The organism is Chryseobacterium sp. NRRL B-14798, from assembly GCF_050470705.1.
Taxonomy (GTDB): Bacteria; Bacteroidota; Bacteroidia; order Flavobacteriales; family Weeksellaceae; genus Chryseobacterium; species Chryseobacterium cupriresistens.
In genome coordinates, this window is record NZ_JBFLUL010000005.1 from 2,835,199 (window position 1) to 2,855,470 (window position 20,272).

Below are 20,272 nucleotides of genomic sequence, written 5' to 3' on the forward strand. Positions count from 1 at the left end.
GGATAACTTGTGAATTTTAACATTTAATTCATTTTTCGTATTAAAATAATTACTACATTTACTATGTAATAAACATCGAAGTGGAAACTTTATTTGCTTTTCTTACTACTCTTGAAATTGCAATTAAATTTGAAATAAAAATTTAAGCACAGCATTGTCGGCTGTGCTTTTTATTGTTGTCTAATTAAAAAAATGAGATGTATTTATCTACTGGATCTGCCTCTAAAGGGCAGATTCTTTTATCCATATACCCTTTTATACAAGCATTTTCGCATATTTACTATTCAACAGGTACAAAACGGTACAAACATCTTTGCCAGTCTCCATTCTCTGCATTAATTGTTGATTATTAAAATTAAATAATTTGTATTTTTATGAATCAAACCAAGGCCTCATAGTTCAATGGATAGAATAGAAGTTTCCTAAACTTTAGATCCAGGTTCGATTCCTGGTGAGGCCACAAATTTGCCAAATGGCACTAGCTAAATAAGATATATTATTTTATTTTCTTTCTATTTTAAGAAGAAATCAAGTCCTGTTTTTTCATCATTTCTAAACGATAATATATTTTTTGAGTACTTCAAGAAGGTCCGCCTGCTTTACAGGTTTGGGAAGGAAATCATTCATTCCGGCTTCAAGGCACTTTTCTTTTTCACCCAGCACATTTCCAGCTGTAACACCTATGATAGGTATATGTTCATACCCCGGAAGCATTCTAATATTTCGTGTTGCCTCAATACCGCTCATTACCGGCATCTGTACATCCATCATAATAATGGAAAACTGTTTTTTCCTACATTCTTCCAAAGCCTGCAACCCATTAACGGCTTCCGTTAGATGTATACCAGGTGCAAGAGATCTCATTATTCTATTATTCAGGACCATATTCACTACGTTATCATCAACCAAAAGCACTTCTAATTCCGAATCAAATACATGCGAAGTTTTCTCAGGCTGATCCTTATTAATTTTCACTGTATAACTTTGGTCTACCTTTTTTAAGGTTTTGTATAGATCATGAGATTTGATGGGTTTCAATAATAAATGTGCATTTTCTATTTTTCTAACTGAGCTAAGTATGCCCAGTTCTTCAGAAGAAGAAGAAAGTACTATAAATGGAGAAGTCTCATTTCGCTGATTGAACAGTCCTGTTATTTTATCTATTGTTTCCAATCCGGACATAACAGGCATATGATAATCCATCAGGATCACATCGAACCGTTCACCTTTCAACAGGATCTCTAAGGCTTCCATCCCATTAGAAGCCAAGGTAGACTTGATATTTTTATAGGTAAGCATATGCTCAAGAATGATCCTGTTGGTTTCATTATCATCAACCACTAAGGCTGTTTTAATAGTTATCTCCTCCTCGTCTCTCAATGGAGGGATCTCGTAAGGAATCTCAATGTCAAAGAAAAATACAGACCCTTTTTCCTTTACGCTGCTCAGCGACAAATGGCTTCCCATATATCCCAGGATATTGTTTGAAATCGTAAGTCCCAGACCCGTGCCACCATATTGTTTACTAATGGAACTGTTTTCCTGTGTAAAGGCATTAAAAATGTATTTTTGTTTCTCAATAGGGATGCCAATCCCAGTATCTCTTACTGAGAAGCGCAAAGCAATAGTACGATCATCCATGCGCAATTTCTCAACTTTCAGCTCAATCTCTCCCTTTTCTGTGAACTTCACAGCATTCCCGAGAAGGTTGATCAGGATCTGTTTTAACCTTGCTTCATCCATAAAAAGTATTTTGGGAAGACCCGGCTCAATATTGAGCAGAAGTTCAATATCTTTTTTCTGGGATTGATAAATAATCACATTGATCACCTGGCTCAACATATCATAAACATCACATTTTTCAATCAAGAGCTCCATTTTTCCGGATTCTATTTTAGAAAAATCCAATATATCATTGATGATGCTAAGAAGATTTTCCCCAGACTCATTGATGTAATTCAGATATTGCATCTGGGTTTCATTCAGCGGTGTCGTGAGGAGAAGGTCTGAAAAACCTATAACTCCGTTTAAAGGAGTCCTGATCTCATGACTCATATTGGCAAGAAATTCGGATTTTGCTTGGCTGGCTGTATCTGCTGTTTCTTTGGCATTTTTCAGTTCTTCATTGATCTTAACAGCATTGGTAATATTCTGTATGGAAATAATGACACCGCCTACTTCATTTTTTGTAAGATACCAAGGTCCCACTTTAAGGTCGTAATGCTGAATTTCTTCTTTTCCTTCCACCTTTAACGTAAAATCACCGTTGATGTACGTTTTTCCCAACAGCGCATTCTTATAGATCTCTTTTCCTTCTTCGGGAATATTAGGTGATATTGTGAAAAGATTATTACCGATAAGATCTATATCATTCATATTAAATTCCTCTCTCCATCTGCTGCTTACAGCAATATAGTTAAGGTCTTTATCAAACATAGCCAAAGGAACAGGAACATCAGTGGCAAAAGACTGCATTATAGCCTCCTTTCGGGTAACTTCAAGAAACATTTTTTTGAAGGCATCAATGTCCTGAATGATTCCGAAAACTCTTTTACAACTATCACCTTCAAATTCGGGAATGCCTTTTACTCTTACCCAGATCGTAGCGCCATCATTACGCAATAGCTGAAGCTCCTCATCAAAAGGAATTCCTTGTTGTATTGCCCTGTTAAAAAGATATTTTATTCTATCCCCGCTTTTTCCTTTGTAAAATCCAAGGGCATTTTCAAAAGTAGGCTGGAAATTATTTTCTATTTTGTGAATTTCTCTTGTACTTTGAGACCAGAAAAGCTTTCCCGTCTTCATATTAGCTTCCCAGCCTCCCACCTGGGCTACTGAACCTGTTTCCTCAAGCATTTCTTTAGTATAAGACAGGTCGTTTTCTAACTTACTACGACGAATAAGGTCAGATTTTAGTTGTATATAAACAAAAAGGGTTACACCGATAGCTGCAACAGCAGAAAAGATGATGAATAAAACAGTCCGATTGGAAGATTTGTTCAGATCTTCATTTTTTATGGCAAGTTGAACTTCCTCAAGTTTTACAAATTTCTGAACGAGCATGCGGCATCTATCCATAGCCTCCTTGTTTTGTACAAGTTCTGCCGGACTCATTACAATTCCTTTTTTACGATTCTCAATAAGCAAGGCATATTCTTTCATCAACACCTCTGAAGTATACAGCAGTTCATTTAGGATATTAATCTGATCTTTATCTCTAAGATTAAGCCTATCTTTGTGAGAGACAAACTGCGGATATTCATTCTTGCTTTTATTGAAAGGTTCAAGAAAATTCTCCTTCCCGGTAAGCTGATATCCCCGATTTCCAGTTTCAGCATTTAAAAGAGTACTTAAGATATCTTTTGCTAAGCTTATAGATTCCTTATTTTTTAATAACTCTTTCCTATTCTCCATCTGCTTATGTATGCTGATATAAGATGCTATGGAACTAGCAATCAGAAGCATCAAAGAAATTACTACTCCAATTTGAAGATTTCTAATAATTTTTTTTGGCATTTAATCGTATTTTGGCAATAAAATACTAAAAATAGGTCATTTTGTAATATTAACAAATTAATTTAAAAATTTGTCAGCAGATATTGGAAAATGAGTACAATTAAAGTGTTAAAGATGGGTTTATCAATTTTATAAAAGTTTACTTTGTATATCATCTTTCTCCATTGGTGTTTATTTTAAAAAACATGATTACAAGAGATATTCGATTAAAAAATAAAATTTTTATACTTGTAAAGCTTTTGCGACCAGCTCAAAAGTTTAACGTAAATTTTGGAGAGTAAGTGAAAATGATTTCCCGGGCATCGTAGTTTTATTAAAAATCAATTCCTAACATCTTACCATTTCCGGTCATTAATTTGCTAAAAAGCAATTTCTTTTACTTCTATAGTTGATTTTTACCCTAAATTATGAAAAGAAAAATCCCCGGATCTCGCCGGGGAAAAAATCAAGTCAATATTCCTGCATACGATCTAAATTCTATTTTCTTATTATAGATTATTTCCTAAAATAAAGTCTTTTTATGAATTTATAAACCTCAAACCACAGTACGGAAACTGAAGCAGTGAGCAGTGCCAGTCCAAGTTCTTCTATGCTGAGAGGGGTTACGCTGAAAAACCCGGAAACAGGAGCTGCATAGAGAATAATCAGAAGGAAAATTACAACCAATACTGAAATCCCGGCAAGCAGGACGTTTCGGTTCTTAAAACACTCCAACATGCTGTAATAGAAAGAACGGTTCACCAGACTTAGCAGTATATTGGAAAATATAAGCGTAGTGAAAACCAATGCTCTGGTTTTAGCTTCACCATTTCCATGACTGACAGAGTACTGATACAGCCATAATATCCCTGCGGTAATGATGATCCCCTGAATAATGCTTATTGTGAGTTCTCTCCAGTTCAGAAAAGTATCTGTCAGTGCTCTTGGAGGTCTTTTCATTGCATTTTTTTCCATTGGCTCATTTTCATAAACAATGGAACAGGTTGGCCCCATAACCAATTCCAGAAAAATAACATGTACCGGAGTGAATATATGTGGAAATACCCAGCCCAGAAATAAAGGCAAAGAAACGGTGAGTATAATGGGAATATGAATAGAAATAATATACTGGACCGCTTTTTTTATATTGGCATAAATTCTTCTTCCAGCAGCAACACCAATTACGAGCTTATCCAGATCGTCATTGGTGATGACCAGTGCTGCGGCTGATTTGGCAATTTCAGTCCCTTTATTTCCCATGGCCACTCCAATATGAGCTGCCTTTAAAGCTGGCCCGTCATTCACACCATCTCCCAGCATTGCTACTACGCGGCCTTGAGCTTTCAAGGCAGAGACCACTTCCAGCTTTGCTTCGGGAAACATTCTTGTAAACAAAGTAGTCTCTTCAGAAAGTTTTATAAGATCTGATTCTGAACACGCGGCTATTTCACTTCCATTAACGGGCGGAGTATTGTTTACTATTCCTGCCTGCAATGCAATGGCTTTAGTAGTATCTGCATTATCTCCTGTAATGACTTTTACCTGAATACCGGCGTCGTAAATATGTTTAAATACTTTTTTTATTCCTTTTTTAGGAGGATCATAAAATACAGTCAATCCTAAAAAGTCAAATTTAAAATCCTGCTGTTTATCAGGAAAATCATTTCCTTCAAAATGAGATCTGGCAACACCGAGAACTCTGTATCCTTGTTCTCCGAAATTCTTTATTAACGTTCTTATTTTATTTTTTTCTTCTTCTGAAAGACTGGAAACACTTATAATGGCTTCCGGAGCTCCTTTAGCTGCTATAATTCTGTCTTTGTGCTCATTTTCAAAAAGATGGGTCATCATCGGAGGCTTGCCTTCCAGCGGGTACTCATGAAACAGCTGATAGTCTTTTCTTTGATCAGGCTTACGATTCTGTTCATAGACCTTATGTAGTGTTATTTCCATGGGGTCAAAAGGTACAGGTTCACTACTCCACATTGCATAATCAATAAGTTCATATAGTTCTTTTGTTTCAAACTCTGTTTCTTCATAAATTCTGTCAGAACGGTAATCATAAAGATGCTTCAACTGCATGGAGTTTTCCGTAATCGTTCCTGTCTTATCAGTACAGATTACAGAAACGCTTCCCAGCGTTTCTACAATACTGCTTCGTTTAATAATAATTCCTTCCCGCATCAGTTTCCATGCACCCAAGGCCATAAAGGTCGTAAAGGCTACAGGAATTTCTTCAGGAAGAACAGACATTGCTAATGTAAGCCCACTCAATAAACTGGTCACAAAATCTCCTGTTTTGACAAAGCTGAAGATGCATACTGCCAGGAAGATGATGAGCCCGATAACAGCCATCCCCTTTACAAAGTTCCTGATCTGAAGCTGTAAAGGCGATATTTCTGTTTTTATATTGAGTATGGACTGTCCTATTTTTCCTACTCTTGTTTCCTTTCCAATATTTTCAACCTCAAAAACCGCAAGTCCGGAAACCGTAATTGTTCCGCTATAGACTTTATTATCTTCAGATTTGCTGTCCTTGAAAACAGAAAAGCTCTCTCCGGTAAGGGAAGATTCGTTGACAGAAAAATCGTTGCTGTAAACAATTCTTCCGTCCGCATTGATGAGGCTGCCTTCTTCGGTAATGCACAGATCTCCGACTGCTATCTCAAAAGTAGGAATATCTATAATCTTTGAATCCCTGATGACCTTACTTAAAGGTTCATTCAATTTTTCAAGTTCTTCCAGTGCCTTTTTGCTCCGGTTATCCTGGTAAAAAGAAATTGCAGTAACTCCAACAATAGCAGCAAACATAAATAAAGCCTCGCCATAATCTCCTGTAAGCACATAAATGAAGGAAACACATATAAGAAGAATCAGCATCGGCTCTTTCAGGATATTGAGAAGAAGATCTGCCCATGATTCTTTCTTAACTGCTTCGAGACGGTTGTATCCGTATTTTTTTCTGGAAGCGGCTACTTCAGATTCTGTAAGCCCTTTCAAATCTTCCGGTATATTGTAATTCATACGAAATGGATATGATATTAAATTTACTGATTGTTTTTGTTATATCAGAATACTATTTCTTTTTTTAACAACCTGCTATTCAATCTGCTTTTTGGTTTCTTTTACCCACTGTTCTATTTCTGGCTTTTGGGTATCAGACAACTTTGCATTCTGATGAAGAACGGTATAGGATGTAAGGGGCATCTCTCCCTCTCTGATGGTTTCTGCAACCTCATCAAGTTTCTTTAATTTTTTTTCTTTCGAATAGCTGTTAAATTCATCAAAATTGAAATGCCGTTTTCCTGAGTTCACATGATCTGCCAGCCACCATTTTATAGGCTGTATGTTATTGTACCACGGATAAGCTGTAGTGTTGGAATGACAGTCATAACAGCTTGCTTTTAATAATCCCTGTATATGATCCGGAACCTGGTAATGCTTTTCAATAGCATTTTCTGAAGGAGCTGCCGCTATATTTTTATCAGTATCAAAAAACTGAATTGTAATCAGAAACAAGACTATAAAACCTGCTCCTGTTTTTAATAAAGATGATGTTTTCATAATTTGTATTTATTTATAAGTTCTTTTATTTTACTATAATTTTTATTCATCTGCAGTGTTCTTAAGTTTCATAAGAAGTGTATAAGCATTTTTGATGACTATCTTTTTATTTTTAAAATCATCTGTATTCATAATCTGTACGAATCCGTTTTCTGTTTCACCTAACGTTACAGGAGTCAATCGGTAGGTCTGTTTCTTTTCTTCAACGAAGACAAAGTCTTTTCCTTCGAAATTGACAATACTCTCTTCAGAAACAGCATTGGAAAAAGAAGTACTGGTTTCGATCTCTGCATTCATATACATTCCCGGTACAAGGCTCTGGTCATATTTTTCAAAATGACAGTGTACTTCAGCCCATCCGCCCGGGCTCACATCTTTGCTGATCAGCAGAATTTCACCGTAGTATTTTTTATCGGGTTCAGTATTGGTATACGCAGCAAATCTTTGCCCCTTCTTCAGATTAGCCAGATCTTTTTCATATACTTTAAGATTAAGATGAATATCTTCCGGATTAATGAGTTCAAAAAGAACATCGGAAGGATTGACATATTTACCGATGTTCACGTTGACTTTGCTTACAAAGCCATTGATACTGCTGTAAACCGGTACGCTTTTCTGAATATTTCCCGAATTGAGAGATTCAGGATTGATATTGATAAGGCGGAGCTGCTGATCCAGGGAGTTCATCAGGATTTTCTGACTGTTCATTTCAGACTGAGCCTGCTGCATTACCTTATCGCTGGTGGCCTGGCTTTGGTTAAGGGTTTTCTGGCGGTTATAATCCAATTGGGCAAAATGATTTTTAGATTTTGCCATTAAATAATCCTGCTGAAGCTGAATAAACTGTGGATTTTCTATCACTGCAATCACCTGCCCTTTTGATACCGGCTTTCCCGGAAGCAGGCTGCTCGATTTCAGGTATCCGCCTAAAGGAATACTGACAGAAACCAGATTTTGCGGTGGTACATCTATCATTCCGTTAAGTTTTAAAACAGAGGAAATCTTCTGTAAAGAAAGTACCGTTGTTACGACAGGTGCATTTTTCAGTTGAGCATCCGTAAGCGTTACAACATTTTCATCTTTAGAAGATACTGCGGCTGGTGCCGGCTTGGCTTTTCCATGGTCTTGACACTCATAAAACATGAGCAATCCTATTATTGACAGGGAATATGATATAATTTTAAATGTACGTTTCATTGTTATGGATTTAAAGTGAGATATTCCAGCTCTATAGCACTCTGATTTAGTTTCCAGACTGCATCGGTATAGCTGTTTTTTAAAGTAACCGCCTGATTGATCAGGATGACAAATTCCAGATAATTGATTTCGCCGGCAAGAAACTGTTTTTTAGCTGTTTCAGTGATGATATCGGCATTTTTCAGTTCCGAGTTTTCATATTGCGAAACAATATCAAGGTTAGCCTGATAAATTCCGGATGCCTTTCTGTATTGATTCTGCAGGTTGAATTCCATATTGGCAATATCACTGTCCACAACAGATTCAGCAATTTTTGCGGCCTGAATTCTGGCTTTCTGTCCGCCTGAAAAAACAGGAACCGAAACCCCAAGCTGTACAGAATGAAACTGTGGTGCACCGTTGTAGACTTTTTCATCAGCACCCGTCCCTCTAAAGCTGTTGAGGTTGTAGGCCAGCTGAAGTCCGGGAAGCATTTTTGCTTTTTCAAGGGCAATCTGCTGTTCAGAAATATTTTTCTGTTGCTGTAATACTTTAATAGCCGGATGCAAGCTAAGCTCCTCTTTAAAACCTCCATGGTAAATTTTCTGATCTTCAGGAAGAAAATCTGTTTCTGTATTTAAAAGCCACTGAAGCTGATATCCCAGCACAGTAAGCTCCTGGCGCAATTGCTTCAGCTGAATTTCAATAGAAGATTTCTGATTGGAAGCCGTAGTTTTTTCCAGAATATTGCTTTCTCCTGCTTTCAGACGGATATTTGCCTTATTGAGAAAATCAGTGTACAGCTTTAATGTTTCCTGAAGCAGCTTTTCTTTTTGTTTCGCATACAGAATATTATAAAAGGTAAGACTCACCGCTTTCTTCAGTTCATATTCCTTAAGAGAAACGTTCAGCAGAGACTTTTTCCATTCTTCCGTGTATACATTCTTCTGCTTTTTATACACAGTCGGAAATGCTATATTCTGTGAAATTCCGAATTTCATATCCGTCAGTGCACTGTTGATCTGACCATAATCTACTGTTACTCCCGTTTGAGGAATATCAGATGATGACCTGATAAGGGCTTTTGTATATTCTGATTTTAATTTTTCATTTTTAAGATTTCTGTTATTTTTCAAAGCAATATCAACAGCATCCTGCAATGTAACGGAAGTCTGGGAGTTTACCTGCCCCGCAAAACCGAAACATATAATAAAGACCAGAACGGAAATCTGTTTTTTATTTTTTATTTTTTTCATTTTTAAATCCTTTTTCAATAGTTACATACAATAATGGTAAGACGAACAGAGTAAGAAAAGTTGCGACCATCAGACCCCCAATAACCACTGTGGCCAAAGGTCTTTGTACTTCTGCTCCAGCTCCGTTGCTGACCGCCATCGGAATAAATCCTAATGAAGCAACAAAAGCCGTCATCAAAACCGGACGAAGCCTCGATTCTCCACCATCTATAATGATTCTTACAATATTTTTAATTCCTCTCTTTTGAAGACGGTTGAACTCTGAGATCAGCACAATTCCATTGAGCACTGCCACTCCGAAGAGCGCAATAAATCCCACACCCGCACTGATGCTGAAAGGCATTCCTCTAAGTGCCATCAGAAATACACCACCAATAATAGAAAGTGGAATCGCGGTGTAAATTAACAAGCTTTCTTTAACGGAATTAAAGGCAAGGAAAAGCATTACGAAAATAAGAGCCAGAGCAATGGGAACTGCTATCATGAGACGCTGTTTGGCATTATTGAGGTTTTCAAACGAACCTCCATACGTCATATAATATCCTGTAGGAAGTTTCATCTTCTGATCTACCTTCTGCTGAAGTTCTTCTACAATACTCTGAACATCCCTGCCTTTGATATTAAAACCTACTACAATTCTTCGTTGGGCATTTTCCCTCTGAATCTGATTGGGACCATTCTTCACTTCTACTTTAGCAAGCTGAGACAGCGGAATCTGATTTCCAAACGGTGTAGGAACCAAAAGATTTTTAATATCGGTCACATTTTTCCTGTCTTTGTTATCCAGGCGTACGACCATATCAAAGCGTTTTTCACCTTCAAAAACCAATCCGGTACTTTGCCCCGCAAATGCGGTATTAACCACCCGGTTGATATCTGAAACAGATAAATGGTACTGAGCGATCAGAGGGCGGTTATATTCAATGATTACCTGCGGCATTCCCGAAACAGGCTCTATATAGAGATTCTGGGTTCCTTCCACTGTTTCTATAATCTTCCCGAGCTTCTGTGCATTTTGGGAAAGTATATCAAGGTCTTCCCCAAAAATTTTGATCACGACGTCCTGTCTTGCCCCGGTCATCAGTTCATTAAAACGCATCTGAACAGGATATTGGAAGCTGGCAGTAATTCCTGGTACATCCTGCAGTTGTTTCCCCATTTTATCAGCCAGCTCCGGAAAAGTGGACGCTGAAGTCCATTCTTTTTTATCTTTTAGAATAACCATCATATCAGAAGCATCCATCGGCATCGGGTCTGTAGGAACTTCCCCGCTTCCAATTTTTGTGACCACTTTTTCCACTTCAGGAAATCTGGATTTGAGAATGTGTGCTGCTTTCTGGGTACTTTCGATAGTTGTCGTCAGATTACTTCCAGGTAAAACCCTGGTATCTACTGCAAAATCACCTTCTTCAAGGGAAGGAATAAATTCACCACCCATTTTGGACAAAATGAAAACAGCAGTTATAAATAAGACTGCCACTATCCCAAAAACTATTTTGGGCACTCTGAGAAGTTTGAGCAAAACTGCCAGGTATACCTTCTCTACCTTTTTCATCATTCTGTCTGATAATGTAGGCTTACCGCTTCTTTTTCTAAGCAATAACGCGCTCATCATTGGAATATAGGTCAGTGAGAGCAAAAATGCTCCCAGCAGTGCAAAAGCTACGGTCTGGGCCATAGGCTTAAACATTTTGCCTTCAATTCCCTGCAGGGTAAGGATCGGGAGATAGACAATCAAAATGATAATCTGTCCGAAAACAGCGCTGTTCATCATTTTTCCTGCAGATTCTATAACGACGGTATCCATTTCTGATTTTCCGACAGAGAAAATCTTTTTAAACTTTGAATTATGACTAAACTGATGTAAAACAGATTCCACAATAATCACTGCTCCATCAATAATCAGCCCGAAATCCAAAGCCCCAAGACTCATCAGATTCCCGCTGACTCCAAAGAGGTTCATCATACATATTGCAAAAAGCATCGCCAAAGGAATAACAGAGGCAACCAGCAACCCTGCTCTTATATTCCCAAGAAATAAAACCAGTACGAAGACTACAATCAATGCCCCTTCTGTAAGGTTTTTTTCTACTGTTCCTATGGCATTGTTCACCATTTTGGTTCTGTCCAGAAATGGCTCTATCACCACTCCCTTCGGAAGCGATTTCTGAACCTGGGCAATTTTTTCCTTTACATTTTTTATGACTTGATTACTGTTCTCACCTTTGAGCATCATTACTACAGCACCTGACACTTCTCCCTCATCATTAAAAGTCATCGCTCCATAACGCGTAGCAAACCCCGGCTTTACCTCAGCAATATCCCGTATAAACAGCGGAACATCATTTGTTTTTGTCGCAATAGAAATATTGTTGATTTCTTCAATACTTCCTACTAACCCTTCACTCCTGATGTACAGAACAGTAGGCCCTTTCTCAATATAGGCACCTCCTGTATTCTGATTGTTGGCCTGCAATGCATCAAATACGTCATTGATTGTTATTCCATAGGCATTAAGCCTGTCTGGATTTACAGCAATTTCATATTGTTTCAGCTTGCCTCCGAAGCTGCTCACCTCTGCCACTCCTTTTACTCCCAAAAGCTGTCTTCTTACAATCCAGTCCTGAATGGTGCGGAGTTCTGTGATATTGTATTTTTTTTCGTATCCCTTTTCAGGTCTTACTACATACTGGAAAATTTCACCAAGCCCTGTAGAAATAGGCCCAAGCTGTGGATTTCCTATTCCCTGCGGAATAACAGCCTGTATCTGCTGAAGTCTTTCGGCAACCTGCTGCCTCGCCCAGTAAATGTCAACATCATCTTCAAAGACAATAGTCACCAGGGAAAGTCCAAACCTGGAGAAACTTCTGATTTCCTTTAATCCTGAAATATTATTGTTGGCATGCTCTATAGGAAAAGTAACAAGCCGTTCTATATCTGTTGCACCAAATGATGGCGCAGTGGTAATAACCTGTACCTGATTGTTGGTAATATCCGGTACCGCATCTATCGGCAGTCTGGTAACCTGATAGGCGCCTACACCAATAAGTCCCAATACCAACAATGCAATAATGAGTTTATTCTTTACAGAAAACTCAATGATTTTTGTAAGCATATAATGATTAATTAATCTTAATTATCGTAATAAAATTCTGGTATTCTGACGCATAGACTCAATGCATCCGCATGACATACAGATACAGAATACCTTTCCGGTCAAAAAATGACTGGGAAAACAGATTAAGATTGACAAAATCTTGGCGGCTGCCAGATAGAATTAAGAATTTCCTTGTTATAAAGTGCGTTTTTGTAAAAGGTCTTTTTTATTTCAATAGGATTACAAACCTTTTCTATACAATGAAAATCTAAGGAAGAATTAATAGTGAAAACCACAGCTAGCAGGTTTGCATGTGAAACAAAAGGTAATCTCTGGTCCTGATCGTGGTCACTGTCTTTTACAGGATGATCGTAATGGGTTTTCAGAAATGCAGTAAATGACATTTCAGGATTCAGGTCTTTATGCTGAATGTAATGCTCAATGAGCAACGGCATTTTCAAAAGCTGATAAAGTTCGGTTGTAGAAACCAAATACAATGTTAACAACAGTATGGAAATCAGCTTTTTCACTCTATCAAAATTACAACTTTTTTCATTAAGAATGATTTTAAATAACAGGTTCTATAGCTCATAATAAAGATTTCTGAAGCAAAGCAGTCAGTTCATCCTTTAATTTTCCAGTTTCAGCATTTTATTTCATCATATTAAACTTAATATTTATTTTCTTTGTATAAATGATTAAAAACGAAGGAAAAATATATTTTTACAGTTCACTATTGATTACTTTAGTAGTCAATTCAGCTAAACTCATGGCACTTAACACGAATGGAATTATTGCCCGCTACTGGCACTTCAATATTTGGGAATATAGTTTTCAGTTTCTTTATAACTTCGTATTTTGTCTTCTGCTGTTTTATTTTAATCTTTCCCGCAACAGATTTTTTGGCATATTCAGAGAAAACAAACAATGGATCAGGTTCTATCTGGCAAATACTTTTCTTATTGCTGTTTTTTTTATTGCCGGAAGTACTATCCATTATATATTTTTCGGTACAGTGCATCTTCCGGGGACTATGATCAGAGGATATTTTGCCAGGTTTTTACTCAGTACCATTATGATTGCTGTAGTCATCCGGCTAATTCTGCTGATGCGGGAGAGCAGAAATAAGGACCAGATTAATGAGCAACTGCAAACAGCCTATCTTCAGGCCCAGCTCAGACAGCTTCAGGAGCAGCTTAATCCTCATTTTCTTTTCAATACCCTCAGCAGTCTGTCTGCCATTGTCCGGGAAAATCCCCAACAGGCACAATCCTATATTGTACATCTGTCTAAAGTTTTCCGATACACATTGGTACACACGGGTAATGATTTGGTAACTATCAATCAGGAACTTCTGCATCTTTCTTCCTATACCCAACTGCTTAGCATGCGTCTGGAAAATAGTTTCCAAATCAACATCGCCATAAGCCAGGAGACTTTACAGCGGGAGATTCCGCATTTATCCTTGCAGCCATTGGTTGAAAATGCGGTTAAGCATAATATTGCTACAATTTCACAACCTTTGTGTATTGATATTTATAATGAAAACAACAGTCTGGTTGTCCGAAACAATCTTCAGCCTTTACCTCATGAGACGGAAGGTACTGGACTTGGGTTAATTAATCTGGGTGAAAGATACAAGCTGCAAATACAACATGAGATAGAAATTCATACAACAAAAGAATATTTTATTGTAAAACTACCCTTATTATGAGCCAACAACTTCGCATGGTAATTATTGAAGATGAGGCTGCCACAGCAAGAGATCTTGAGTTTATTTTAAAAGAAATCAATTCTGGTTTTGAGATTACAGTCATTTTACAAACTGTCCGGGATTCAGTACTGTGGCTTTCTTCAAACGCGGATCACTATGATCTTATATTTTCGGACATCCATCTCTCGGATGGTCTCTCATTTGAAATTTTCCGGCAGATTCTTATCCTGAAACCCGTTATTTTTGTGACAGCTTATGATGGTTATGCATTGGAAGCTTTCAGGAATAATGGTATTGGTTATATTTTAAAACCTTTTGATAAAGAAGAAATCAACCGTTCTTTACTGAAATATATAACGCTGACTGCTACTGATAATGGTCTGGAACAATCAAAACTACTTGCCTTATTACAACAGCTACAATCTTCTGTGAGTCGTTATAAAAAAACATTTCTTATCCATTACTGCGGAAAGCTGATTCCTGTTGAAGCTTCTAAAATTTATTGGTTTCAAACTTCCAATGAAATGGTATATGCCCAGCTGGAGAACGGACAAAAATATATTGTAGAATATACTTTAGAACAACTTGAGCAGCAACTGAACCCGGAGCTTTTTTTCCGTGCCAATCGTCAGTTTATAATTAATAAGAAGGCTATTGATTCTATTGAGTATTTTTTCAATGGAAGGTTATCCGTTATAATACATCCTGCTCCGGAGGAACAAGTACTTATAAGTAAAGCAAAAGCACCAGCTTTTCGAAAATGGATAGATCAGTAACAATTTCACCCCCGGATTTAGTCGGTTGACCCTTTTTTTCTTTATAAAATCTACCTGCATTATTACATTTGTTTCATTAAAAACTAAAACTTATCAAATATGCATGTAAAAACAATAAAGAAAATGCTTCTGTTTACTGCAGTTATATTATGTATACCCTTTACAGTATCTGCACAAAGTAAAAGCCTCAAACAAGCTACCCCCGAACAGAGGGCAAAAATGCAGACTGAATGGATGCGAACGAAGCTTGCATTAAACACGATACAAGTTGAACAGGTATATGCTCTTAACCTTCAGTATGCCCAAAAGAATGATCCCATTATTCAAAGTAAGGAGGGCAATTTTTCTAAATTCAAAAAGATGAAAGCTTTACAGAATGAAAAATCTAATGCCCTAAGCCAAATTCTGGATGCAGGACAATATAGAAAATATCTGGAAGCTAAAGATCAGATGATTCATAATATTAAAGACAAAAAACAATGAAAAAACTATTTTATCCATGGGTAATGATAATGTTTATTACCACTTCGGCATGCTCTCAGAGTAATAACGATACTGAGGAAGGCTCTTCTCAACAATCCAAGCTCACCAACAGTCTTCAGGGACCTATACAAAAACCTGCATCAGGGTATGGCTCAGATGGAAATTATGAAGTTGCTGAAATTGATTTTAATAATCCGCAATACGCAGGAACACAAGTTTCCATTTTCTATCCAAATGGGATTACTTCACCCAGACCCACTATATTCTTTTCGCATCCGTTTGGTGGTGAAGAAAAGGATTACAATATAGAGCTGTATCATTTTATTGCCAAGAAAGGCTATGTTGTGGTATTTGTACCATACCGTACCGTAGATATAAGTGTTGATCACCGTTACCAGACACTTTGGGAAGGATTTATAAAAGCTGCAACAGATTATCCCAACATCATAGATACGCAGAAAGTAGGTTTTATGGGACATTCTTTTGGTGGTGGGGCCAGCATAGATCTTGCCTATAAAGCATTTACAGAAAGAGGATGGGGACAAAATGCACGCTTTCTTTTTACCATGGCACCCTGGTATTCTTTTAACTGGAACAGCCCGTTAACCACACAACAGCAACTGCAGAATTTTCCAGCCAATACCAAAATGATTACCCAGGTTTATGATGAAGATACTGTAAATGATCACAGAATGGCAATTGATATATTTAAAAACATTAATATTTCTACAACTGAAAAAGATTTTATTTATTTTAAATCGTCTGCTATTAATGGATACAATTACATCACTGATCATGCTATGCCAAGTTCACGGAAAGCTTTTGATGCCTTGGATTATTATGGGGTATACCGTCTTCTGGATGCCATGATGGATTATAGCTTTAATGGAAATGTCAATGCCAAGAATGTTGCTTTAGGTAATGGTTCAACGGCACAGGTTACTATGCCGTCCTACAACGGACAGATAATGGCCCCACTCGAAGTCACAGATAATCCTACCCCGAAGTATTTGCAAAGTAAATATCAGTTTTTCTGCGGAAGCAATACCAATCCACGAAACAATTATTGTAATTGAAATTGAAAGAAGAATATCCGATATATCTCATTAAATAATCCTAAAAAATATCAACAATAAAGAGAGGTTTTGTTCCTGAAGGAAAAAGGCCTCTCTTATTTTATGCTTTCTGTTATATTATTATATAGACCTGAACTTTATCAGCAAGAAACGTACCGTGGAGAATTGGAAAAATTCATTGTGGTTCACTTTTATCTTTATGGACACCATTTCAGTGGCAATGCGGTTTATCATTTAAAATAATAATTTCCTATTCCGCTTGTGCTAAAATACTTTCTTCATCTTTTTTAAGAATCTTAACCGGGATCTGAAGTTCCGTCTGGATTTTTACCCTGAGGGCTTCCAATGCAGACAGCTCACCATGGACAAGCATGACCTGCTTTGGAGGAATTTTATATTTTCTGATCCATTCCAATAATTCAGCCTGATCTGCATGAGCGGATAACCCTGTAATTTCTGCAATATGGGCTCTGACCTCATAGTATTTTCCGTGCATTTTAAGTTCATGAGATTGATTTAACAATGCCCGGCCCCTCGTACCTTCAGCCTGAAATCCAACGATCAGCACTGTATTTCTCCTGTCGCCGATATAGTGTTTCAGATATTCAAGCACTCTTCCGCCTGTAATCATACCACTTCCTGCAATGACAATTTTTGATTGCTTTTCTGCAATTATTTCCTGGGTTTCAGTATAATCTTTTGTTATGCAAATCTTTTCCATAATATCATTCCATTGCTGCCTCTCAACTAATGTATAATCTGAGTATCTTACCATAATTTCGGTAGCAGCAGCTGCCATAGGACTATCCAGAACCACTGGAATACTGACCGGGATTTTATTCTTGTTTTTAAGTTCCTGAAGGATATAAATGATTTCCTGTGCCCGCCCCACTGCAAAACAGGGAATAATTATATTTCCCCGGTCTTTTACAGTCTTATTAATCCAATATTCCAACTGATCAGATAAATCTTTATTTTCGTGGAGTCTGTCTCCGTAAGTTGATTCCATAACCAAAAAATCAGCCTGTGTAAAAAAATCGGGAGGAGCTAAAACTGCGCTGTGATTTCTTCCTATATCTCCTGAGAAAACTATTATTTTCCCAAAGCAGGTAATTCTCACAGAACAGGCTCCTATAATATGCCCACAGGGTTTAAACATACAGCTTATATGCTCGCTTAGCTTAATTTCCTTATTCTCATCAATCACAAAAAACTGTTTGAAAGATCTTTCTGCATCATTTACCGTATACAGAGGTTTTGCCGGATGATGTTTTGTATAATGATGACGGTTGGCTTTTTCGGCATCTTCTTCCTGAAGTTTGGCGCTGTCAAGTAATATCAGTTTTGTAAGTTCCTTAGTAGGGCCGCTCATGTAAATTTTACCTTTAAACCCATTTTTTACGATAAGCGGAATATATCCGCAATGATCAAGGTGGGCATGGGTAAGAATAATGGCATCTATTTCCGAAACATCGGTATCCAGCTGCATCCAGTTTTGCTCTCTAAGGTATTTTACGCCCTGAAACAGACCACAATCAATAAGAATAGTAAGTTCAGGAGTTTTTAATAAATGTTTCGATCCGGTAACTGTTTCTGCACCGCCAAGTGATTTTAAAGTAATCGTTTTCATTTTGATATAATTTACTGGACCTTTACTTTTTTATTCATCTGTTTTACGGTATTGGCTTTACCCATTTTAATGTACAGCCGGCCATTTTTATAGTGGGCTTTGATATTACTGATATCAATACCTTCCGGAAGCCTGAAACTTCTTGCAAGAGAAGAGGTTAAAAATTCTTTTCTTACATAATTTTTTTTAATTTCTTCTTTTTTATCTGATGTATAAGCCTGAATGTTCAAAACGCCGTTTTCTATCTTTATCTTAAATTCATCTTTCTTAAAGCCGGGAGCATTAACCTGTATCTTGTAATTTCCGTTTTTATCAATGATATTGACTGAATGTTCTATTTTAGCAGGCTGGTTAACAATTTCGTTTTTACTCCAGAACTCTTCTGTTAATAGTTTTACTGCAGATTGTTTTTGGGCTAAAGTTTTCATAATAACCGTTTTTGATTAGATATCAAAGGTACCATAAGACGTATTCAGAAACCGTGACAGTGATTGCACTTAATTGTGATCGTCATCATCCTTCTGCCACCTATTGATAATATTGATAACTTCCCAGGCACCGGACGGATCTGCATTTCTGATAAATGTCCATCGTAAACTGTCATTCCGTATTCCGGGCACATCATCTTTTAAAGGGTCGTTAAGCCATGCTATAATATATCTGACTCCTAATGAAATAAGAATTTCAAAAATAGAGGGCGAAACAGAACAGGCGTCACCGGTAATGATAACAACATCCTTTGCCTGGGCAAAATATACTGTTGCTTCATCCAACGGGACGCTGATGATGGTCATTTTATGTCTTTTATGATTGGCTAAAGCAAGAAATTGTTTGTCAATCTGACTTATATTATATGCGATCACTTTCATAGCTTCTGTTCATTCATCAAATGTATTGAAGAATAAAAAAGCCAGCCGTGTGCAAAATCATTATTAAAGATGATCTGTATTTTAATTTTTCATTTTCTGTAATCGGCTAATGTCCAAAATTGTAATTCTCCCTGCATTTCTATCAATAAGACCTTCTTCTTTAAAGTCTCCGAGTATCCTGCTTACTGTCTCGATAGCCATACCGGCCATAGAAGCGAGATTCTCCCTGGAAATTTCAAAATTTCCCGTCTCCGGATGCACCTGATATAATCTGCTGAGAATTTCTGCCATCCTTTTTCTTACTGAAAAATAAGCGAGATGTAAAAGCTGCTGTTCATGATTGACCACATTTTGTGCAAGAATTTTAATAAACTTTTCTGCCACATCAGGATATTTACAGATCAGCTGATCCAGCTCTTCTCTGGGAATAGAACATAAGGCAGCATCTTCAAGTACTTCGGCCGTTTCTTTATACTCTCTTCCTGTAAACAATGAAGTAATTCCAAAATATTCGTCAGGATAATATACACATGTCATCAGCTCCTTTCCCTCCTCCGTCATTTTTGTAGTCTTTACCGACCCTGAAAGTATGAGATAAACAGCATTTGCCGTATCACCTTCAGTGTATATAATCTGTTTCTTTTTGAGAGTTTTTATTTTGCGAACATCAAAAGATCTTTTCAGTTCTTCAAGGCCGCTTACAGATCGGAACAAATGATTCATCTGATCATCATTGGTGCTATAAGACTTTTTCTGATGCTCTCTTTTCTTAAGCCTGCTCTCAATAGCATTTAAAAGTTCAATATCATCAAACGGCTTTGTCAGATAATCATCAGCTCCCATTTCTATTCCCCTGCGTATTTCTGCCCTGTCCGCTTTAGCTGTAATAAAGACAAAGGGGATCAGTGAAGTTTCTTCTCTTTTGCTTAAAAGATATAATACTCCATACCCATCGAGCTCCGGCATCATAATATCACACAATATAATGTCAGGTATATATCTGATGGCCAACTCCACTCCCTGTCTGCCATTTTTTGCCTGCAAAACCTCATAGCCGGCCAGTGTCAGAATTTCAGAAGTGCTTTCCCGGATGTCATCATGATCCTCAATGATCAATATTTTTGTTTTTTCCATAC

The 20,272-nt window shown here is 37.3% G+C and carries 13 protein-coding genes, 1 tRNA gene and 1 pseudogene; 5 read left to right on the plus strand and 10 right to left on the minus strand.

The genetic code is table 11. The features are described 5' to 3' along the window. The first annotated feature begins 388 nt into the window (after positions 1–388). Positions 389–460: transfer RNA gene (locus tag AB1278_RS13260), tRNA-Arg, on the plus strand. Positions 461–552: 92 nt separating this feature from the next. Here AB1278_RS13260 and AB1278_RS13265 read toward each other — a convergent pair. The 6 genes and pseudogenes from AB1278_RS13265 to AB1278_RS13290 form a co-directional block, all read right to left on the minus strand. Continuing rightward, positions 553–3,516 carry a response regulator gene (locus AB1278_RS13265; protein ID WP_238349679.1) on the minus strand — a complete coding sequence of 988 codons (2,964 nt, stop codon included), beginning with the start codon at positions 3,514–3,516 and terminating at the stop codon, positions 553–555. Between the two features lie 495 nt (positions 3,517–4,011). Further along, complete coding sequence (locus AB1278_RS13270) at positions 4,012–6,519, minus strand: cation-translocating P-type ATPase (protein ID WP_429814870.1); 2,508 nt, start codon at positions 6,517–6,519, stop codon at positions 4,012–4,014. Positions 6,520–6,594: 75 nt separating this feature from the next. Then, on the minus strand, positions 6,595–7,059 hold the full coding sequence (locus AB1278_RS13275) for a heme-binding domain-containing protein (RefSeq protein WP_429814873.1): 465 nt from the start codon (positions 7,057–7,059) through the stop codon (positions 6,595–6,597). Positions 7,060–7,101: 42 nt separating this feature from the next. Further along, the gene (locus AB1278_RS13280) at positions 7,102–8,256 is read right to left on the minus strand and encodes an efflux RND transporter periplasmic adaptor subunit (protein ID WP_429814876.1); all 1,155 of its coding nucleotides are present in this window, start codon (positions 8,254–8,256) and stop codon (positions 7,102–7,104) included. 2 nt (positions 8,257–8,258) lie between these two features. Next, a pseudogene (locus AB1278_RS13285) lies at positions 8,259–12,606 on the minus strand (CusA/CzcA family heavy metal efflux RND transporter). A 125-nt stretch (positions 12,607–12,731) separates the two neighbouring features. Further along, positions 12,732–13,118 (minus strand): hypothetical protein, encoded by a 387-nt coding sequence (locus AB1278_RS13290; RefSeq protein ID WP_202842525.1) that lies wholly within the window; start codon positions 13,116–13,118, stop codon positions 12,732–12,734. A gap of 239 nt (positions 13,119–13,357) precedes the next feature. On the opposite strand from AB1278_RS13290, the gene AB1278_RS13295 reads away from it, so the two are divergent. The 4 genes from AB1278_RS13295 (at position 13,358) to AB1278_RS13310 (ending at position 16,637) form a co-directional block, all read left to right on the plus strand. After that, complete coding sequence (locus AB1278_RS13295; RefSeq protein ID WP_395973415.1) at positions 13,358–14,302, plus strand: sensor histidine kinase; 945 nt, start codon at positions 13,358–13,360, stop codon at positions 14,300–14,302. After that, positions 14,299–15,078, plus strand: coding sequence for a LytR/AlgR family response regulator transcription factor (locus tag AB1278_RS13300; RefSeq protein WP_429814879.1), 780 nt, complete (start codon positions 14,299–14,301; stop codon positions 15,076–15,078). The genes AB1278_RS13295 and AB1278_RS13300 overlap by 4 nt, the downstream gene beginning before the upstream one ends. A gap of 234 nt (positions 15,079–15,312) precedes the next feature. Then, complete coding sequence (locus AB1278_RS13305; RefSeq protein ID WP_429814882.1) at positions 15,313–15,561, plus strand: hypothetical protein; 249 nt, start codon at positions 15,313–15,315, stop codon at positions 15,559–15,561. After that, entirely contained in the window at positions 15,558–16,637 is a 1,080-nt protein-coding gene (locus AB1278_RS13310) for an alpha/beta hydrolase (protein ID WP_429814885.1), read from the plus strand. Before AB1278_RS13305 ends, AB1278_RS13310 begins: the two co-directional genes overlap by 4 nt. Before the next feature lie 250 nt (positions 16,638–16,887). On the opposite strand, the gene AB1278_RS13315 is transcribed toward AB1278_RS13310, so the two are convergent. From AB1278_RS13315 to AB1278_RS13330, 4 genes are all read right to left on the minus strand, one after another. Beyond that, positions 16,888–18,267, minus strand: coding sequence for an MBL fold metallo-hydrolase RNA specificity domain-containing protein (locus tag AB1278_RS13315; protein WP_202842535.1), 1,380 nt, complete (start codon positions 18,265–18,267; stop codon positions 16,888–16,890). An 11-nt stretch (positions 18,268–18,278) separates the two neighbouring features. Further along, positions 18,279–18,695 carry an Hsp20/alpha crystallin family protein gene (locus AB1278_RS13320; RefSeq protein WP_202842537.1) on the minus strand — a complete coding sequence of 139 codons (417 nt, stop codon included), beginning with the start codon at positions 18,693–18,695 and terminating at the stop codon, positions 18,279–18,281. A 69-nt stretch (positions 18,696–18,764) separates the two neighbouring features. Next, positions 18,765–19,136 carry a hypothetical protein gene (locus AB1278_RS13325; protein WP_202842539.1) on the minus strand — a complete coding sequence of 124 codons (372 nt, stop codon included), beginning with the start codon at positions 19,134–19,136 and terminating at the stop codon, positions 18,765–18,767. 81 nt (positions 19,137–19,217) lie between these two features. Beyond that, entirely contained in the window at positions 19,218–20,270 is a 1,053-nt protein-coding gene (locus AB1278_RS13330; protein WP_202842541.1) for a response regulator, read from the minus strand. Between the last annotated feature and the right edge of the window lie 2 nt (positions 20,271–20,272).

Coding starts and splice junctions, on each gene's coding strand:
- AB1278_RS13265 (WP_238349679.1), bottom strand. CDS start 3,516: ATGCCAAAAAAAATTATTAGAAATCTTCAAATTGGAGTAGTAATTTCT.
- AB1278_RS13270 (WP_429814870.1), bottom strand. CDS start 6,519: ATGAATTACAATATACCGGAAGATTTGAAAGGGCTTACAGAATCTGAA.
- AB1278_RS13275 (WP_429814873.1), bottom strand. CDS start 7,059: ATGAAAACATCATCTTTATTAAAAACAGGAGCAGGTTTTATAGTCTTG.
- AB1278_RS13280 (WP_429814876.1), bottom strand. CDS start 8,256: ATGAAACGTACATTTAAAATTATATCATATTCCCTGTCAATAATAGGA.
- AB1278_RS13295 (WP_395973415.1), top strand. CDS start 13,358: ATGGCACTTAACACGAATGGAATTATTGCCCGCTACTGGCACTTCAAT.
- AB1278_RS13300 (WP_429814879.1), top strand. CDS start 14,299: ATGAGCCAACAACTTCGCATGGTAATTATTGAAGATGAGGCTGCCACA.
- AB1278_RS13305 (WP_429814882.1), top strand. CDS start 15,313: ATGCGAACGAAGCTTGCATTAAACACGATACAAGTTGAACAGGTATAT.
- AB1278_RS13310 (WP_429814885.1), top strand. CDS start 15,558: ATGAAAAAACTATTTTATCCATGGGTAATGATAATGTTTATTACCACT.
- AB1278_RS13315 (WP_202842535.1), bottom strand. CDS start 18,267: ATGAAAACGATTACTTTAAAATCACTTGGCGGTGCAGAAACAGTTACC.
- AB1278_RS13320 (WP_202842537.1), bottom strand. CDS start 18,695: ATGAAAACTTTAGCCCAAAAACAATCTGCAGTAAAACTATTAACAGAA.
- AB1278_RS13325 (WP_202842539.1), bottom strand. CDS start 19,136: ATGAAAGTGATCGCATATAATATAAGTCAGATTGACAAACAATTTCTT.
- AB1278_RS13330 (WP_202842541.1), bottom strand. CDS start 20,270: ATGGAAAAAACAAAAATATTGATCATTGAGGATCATGATGACATCCGG.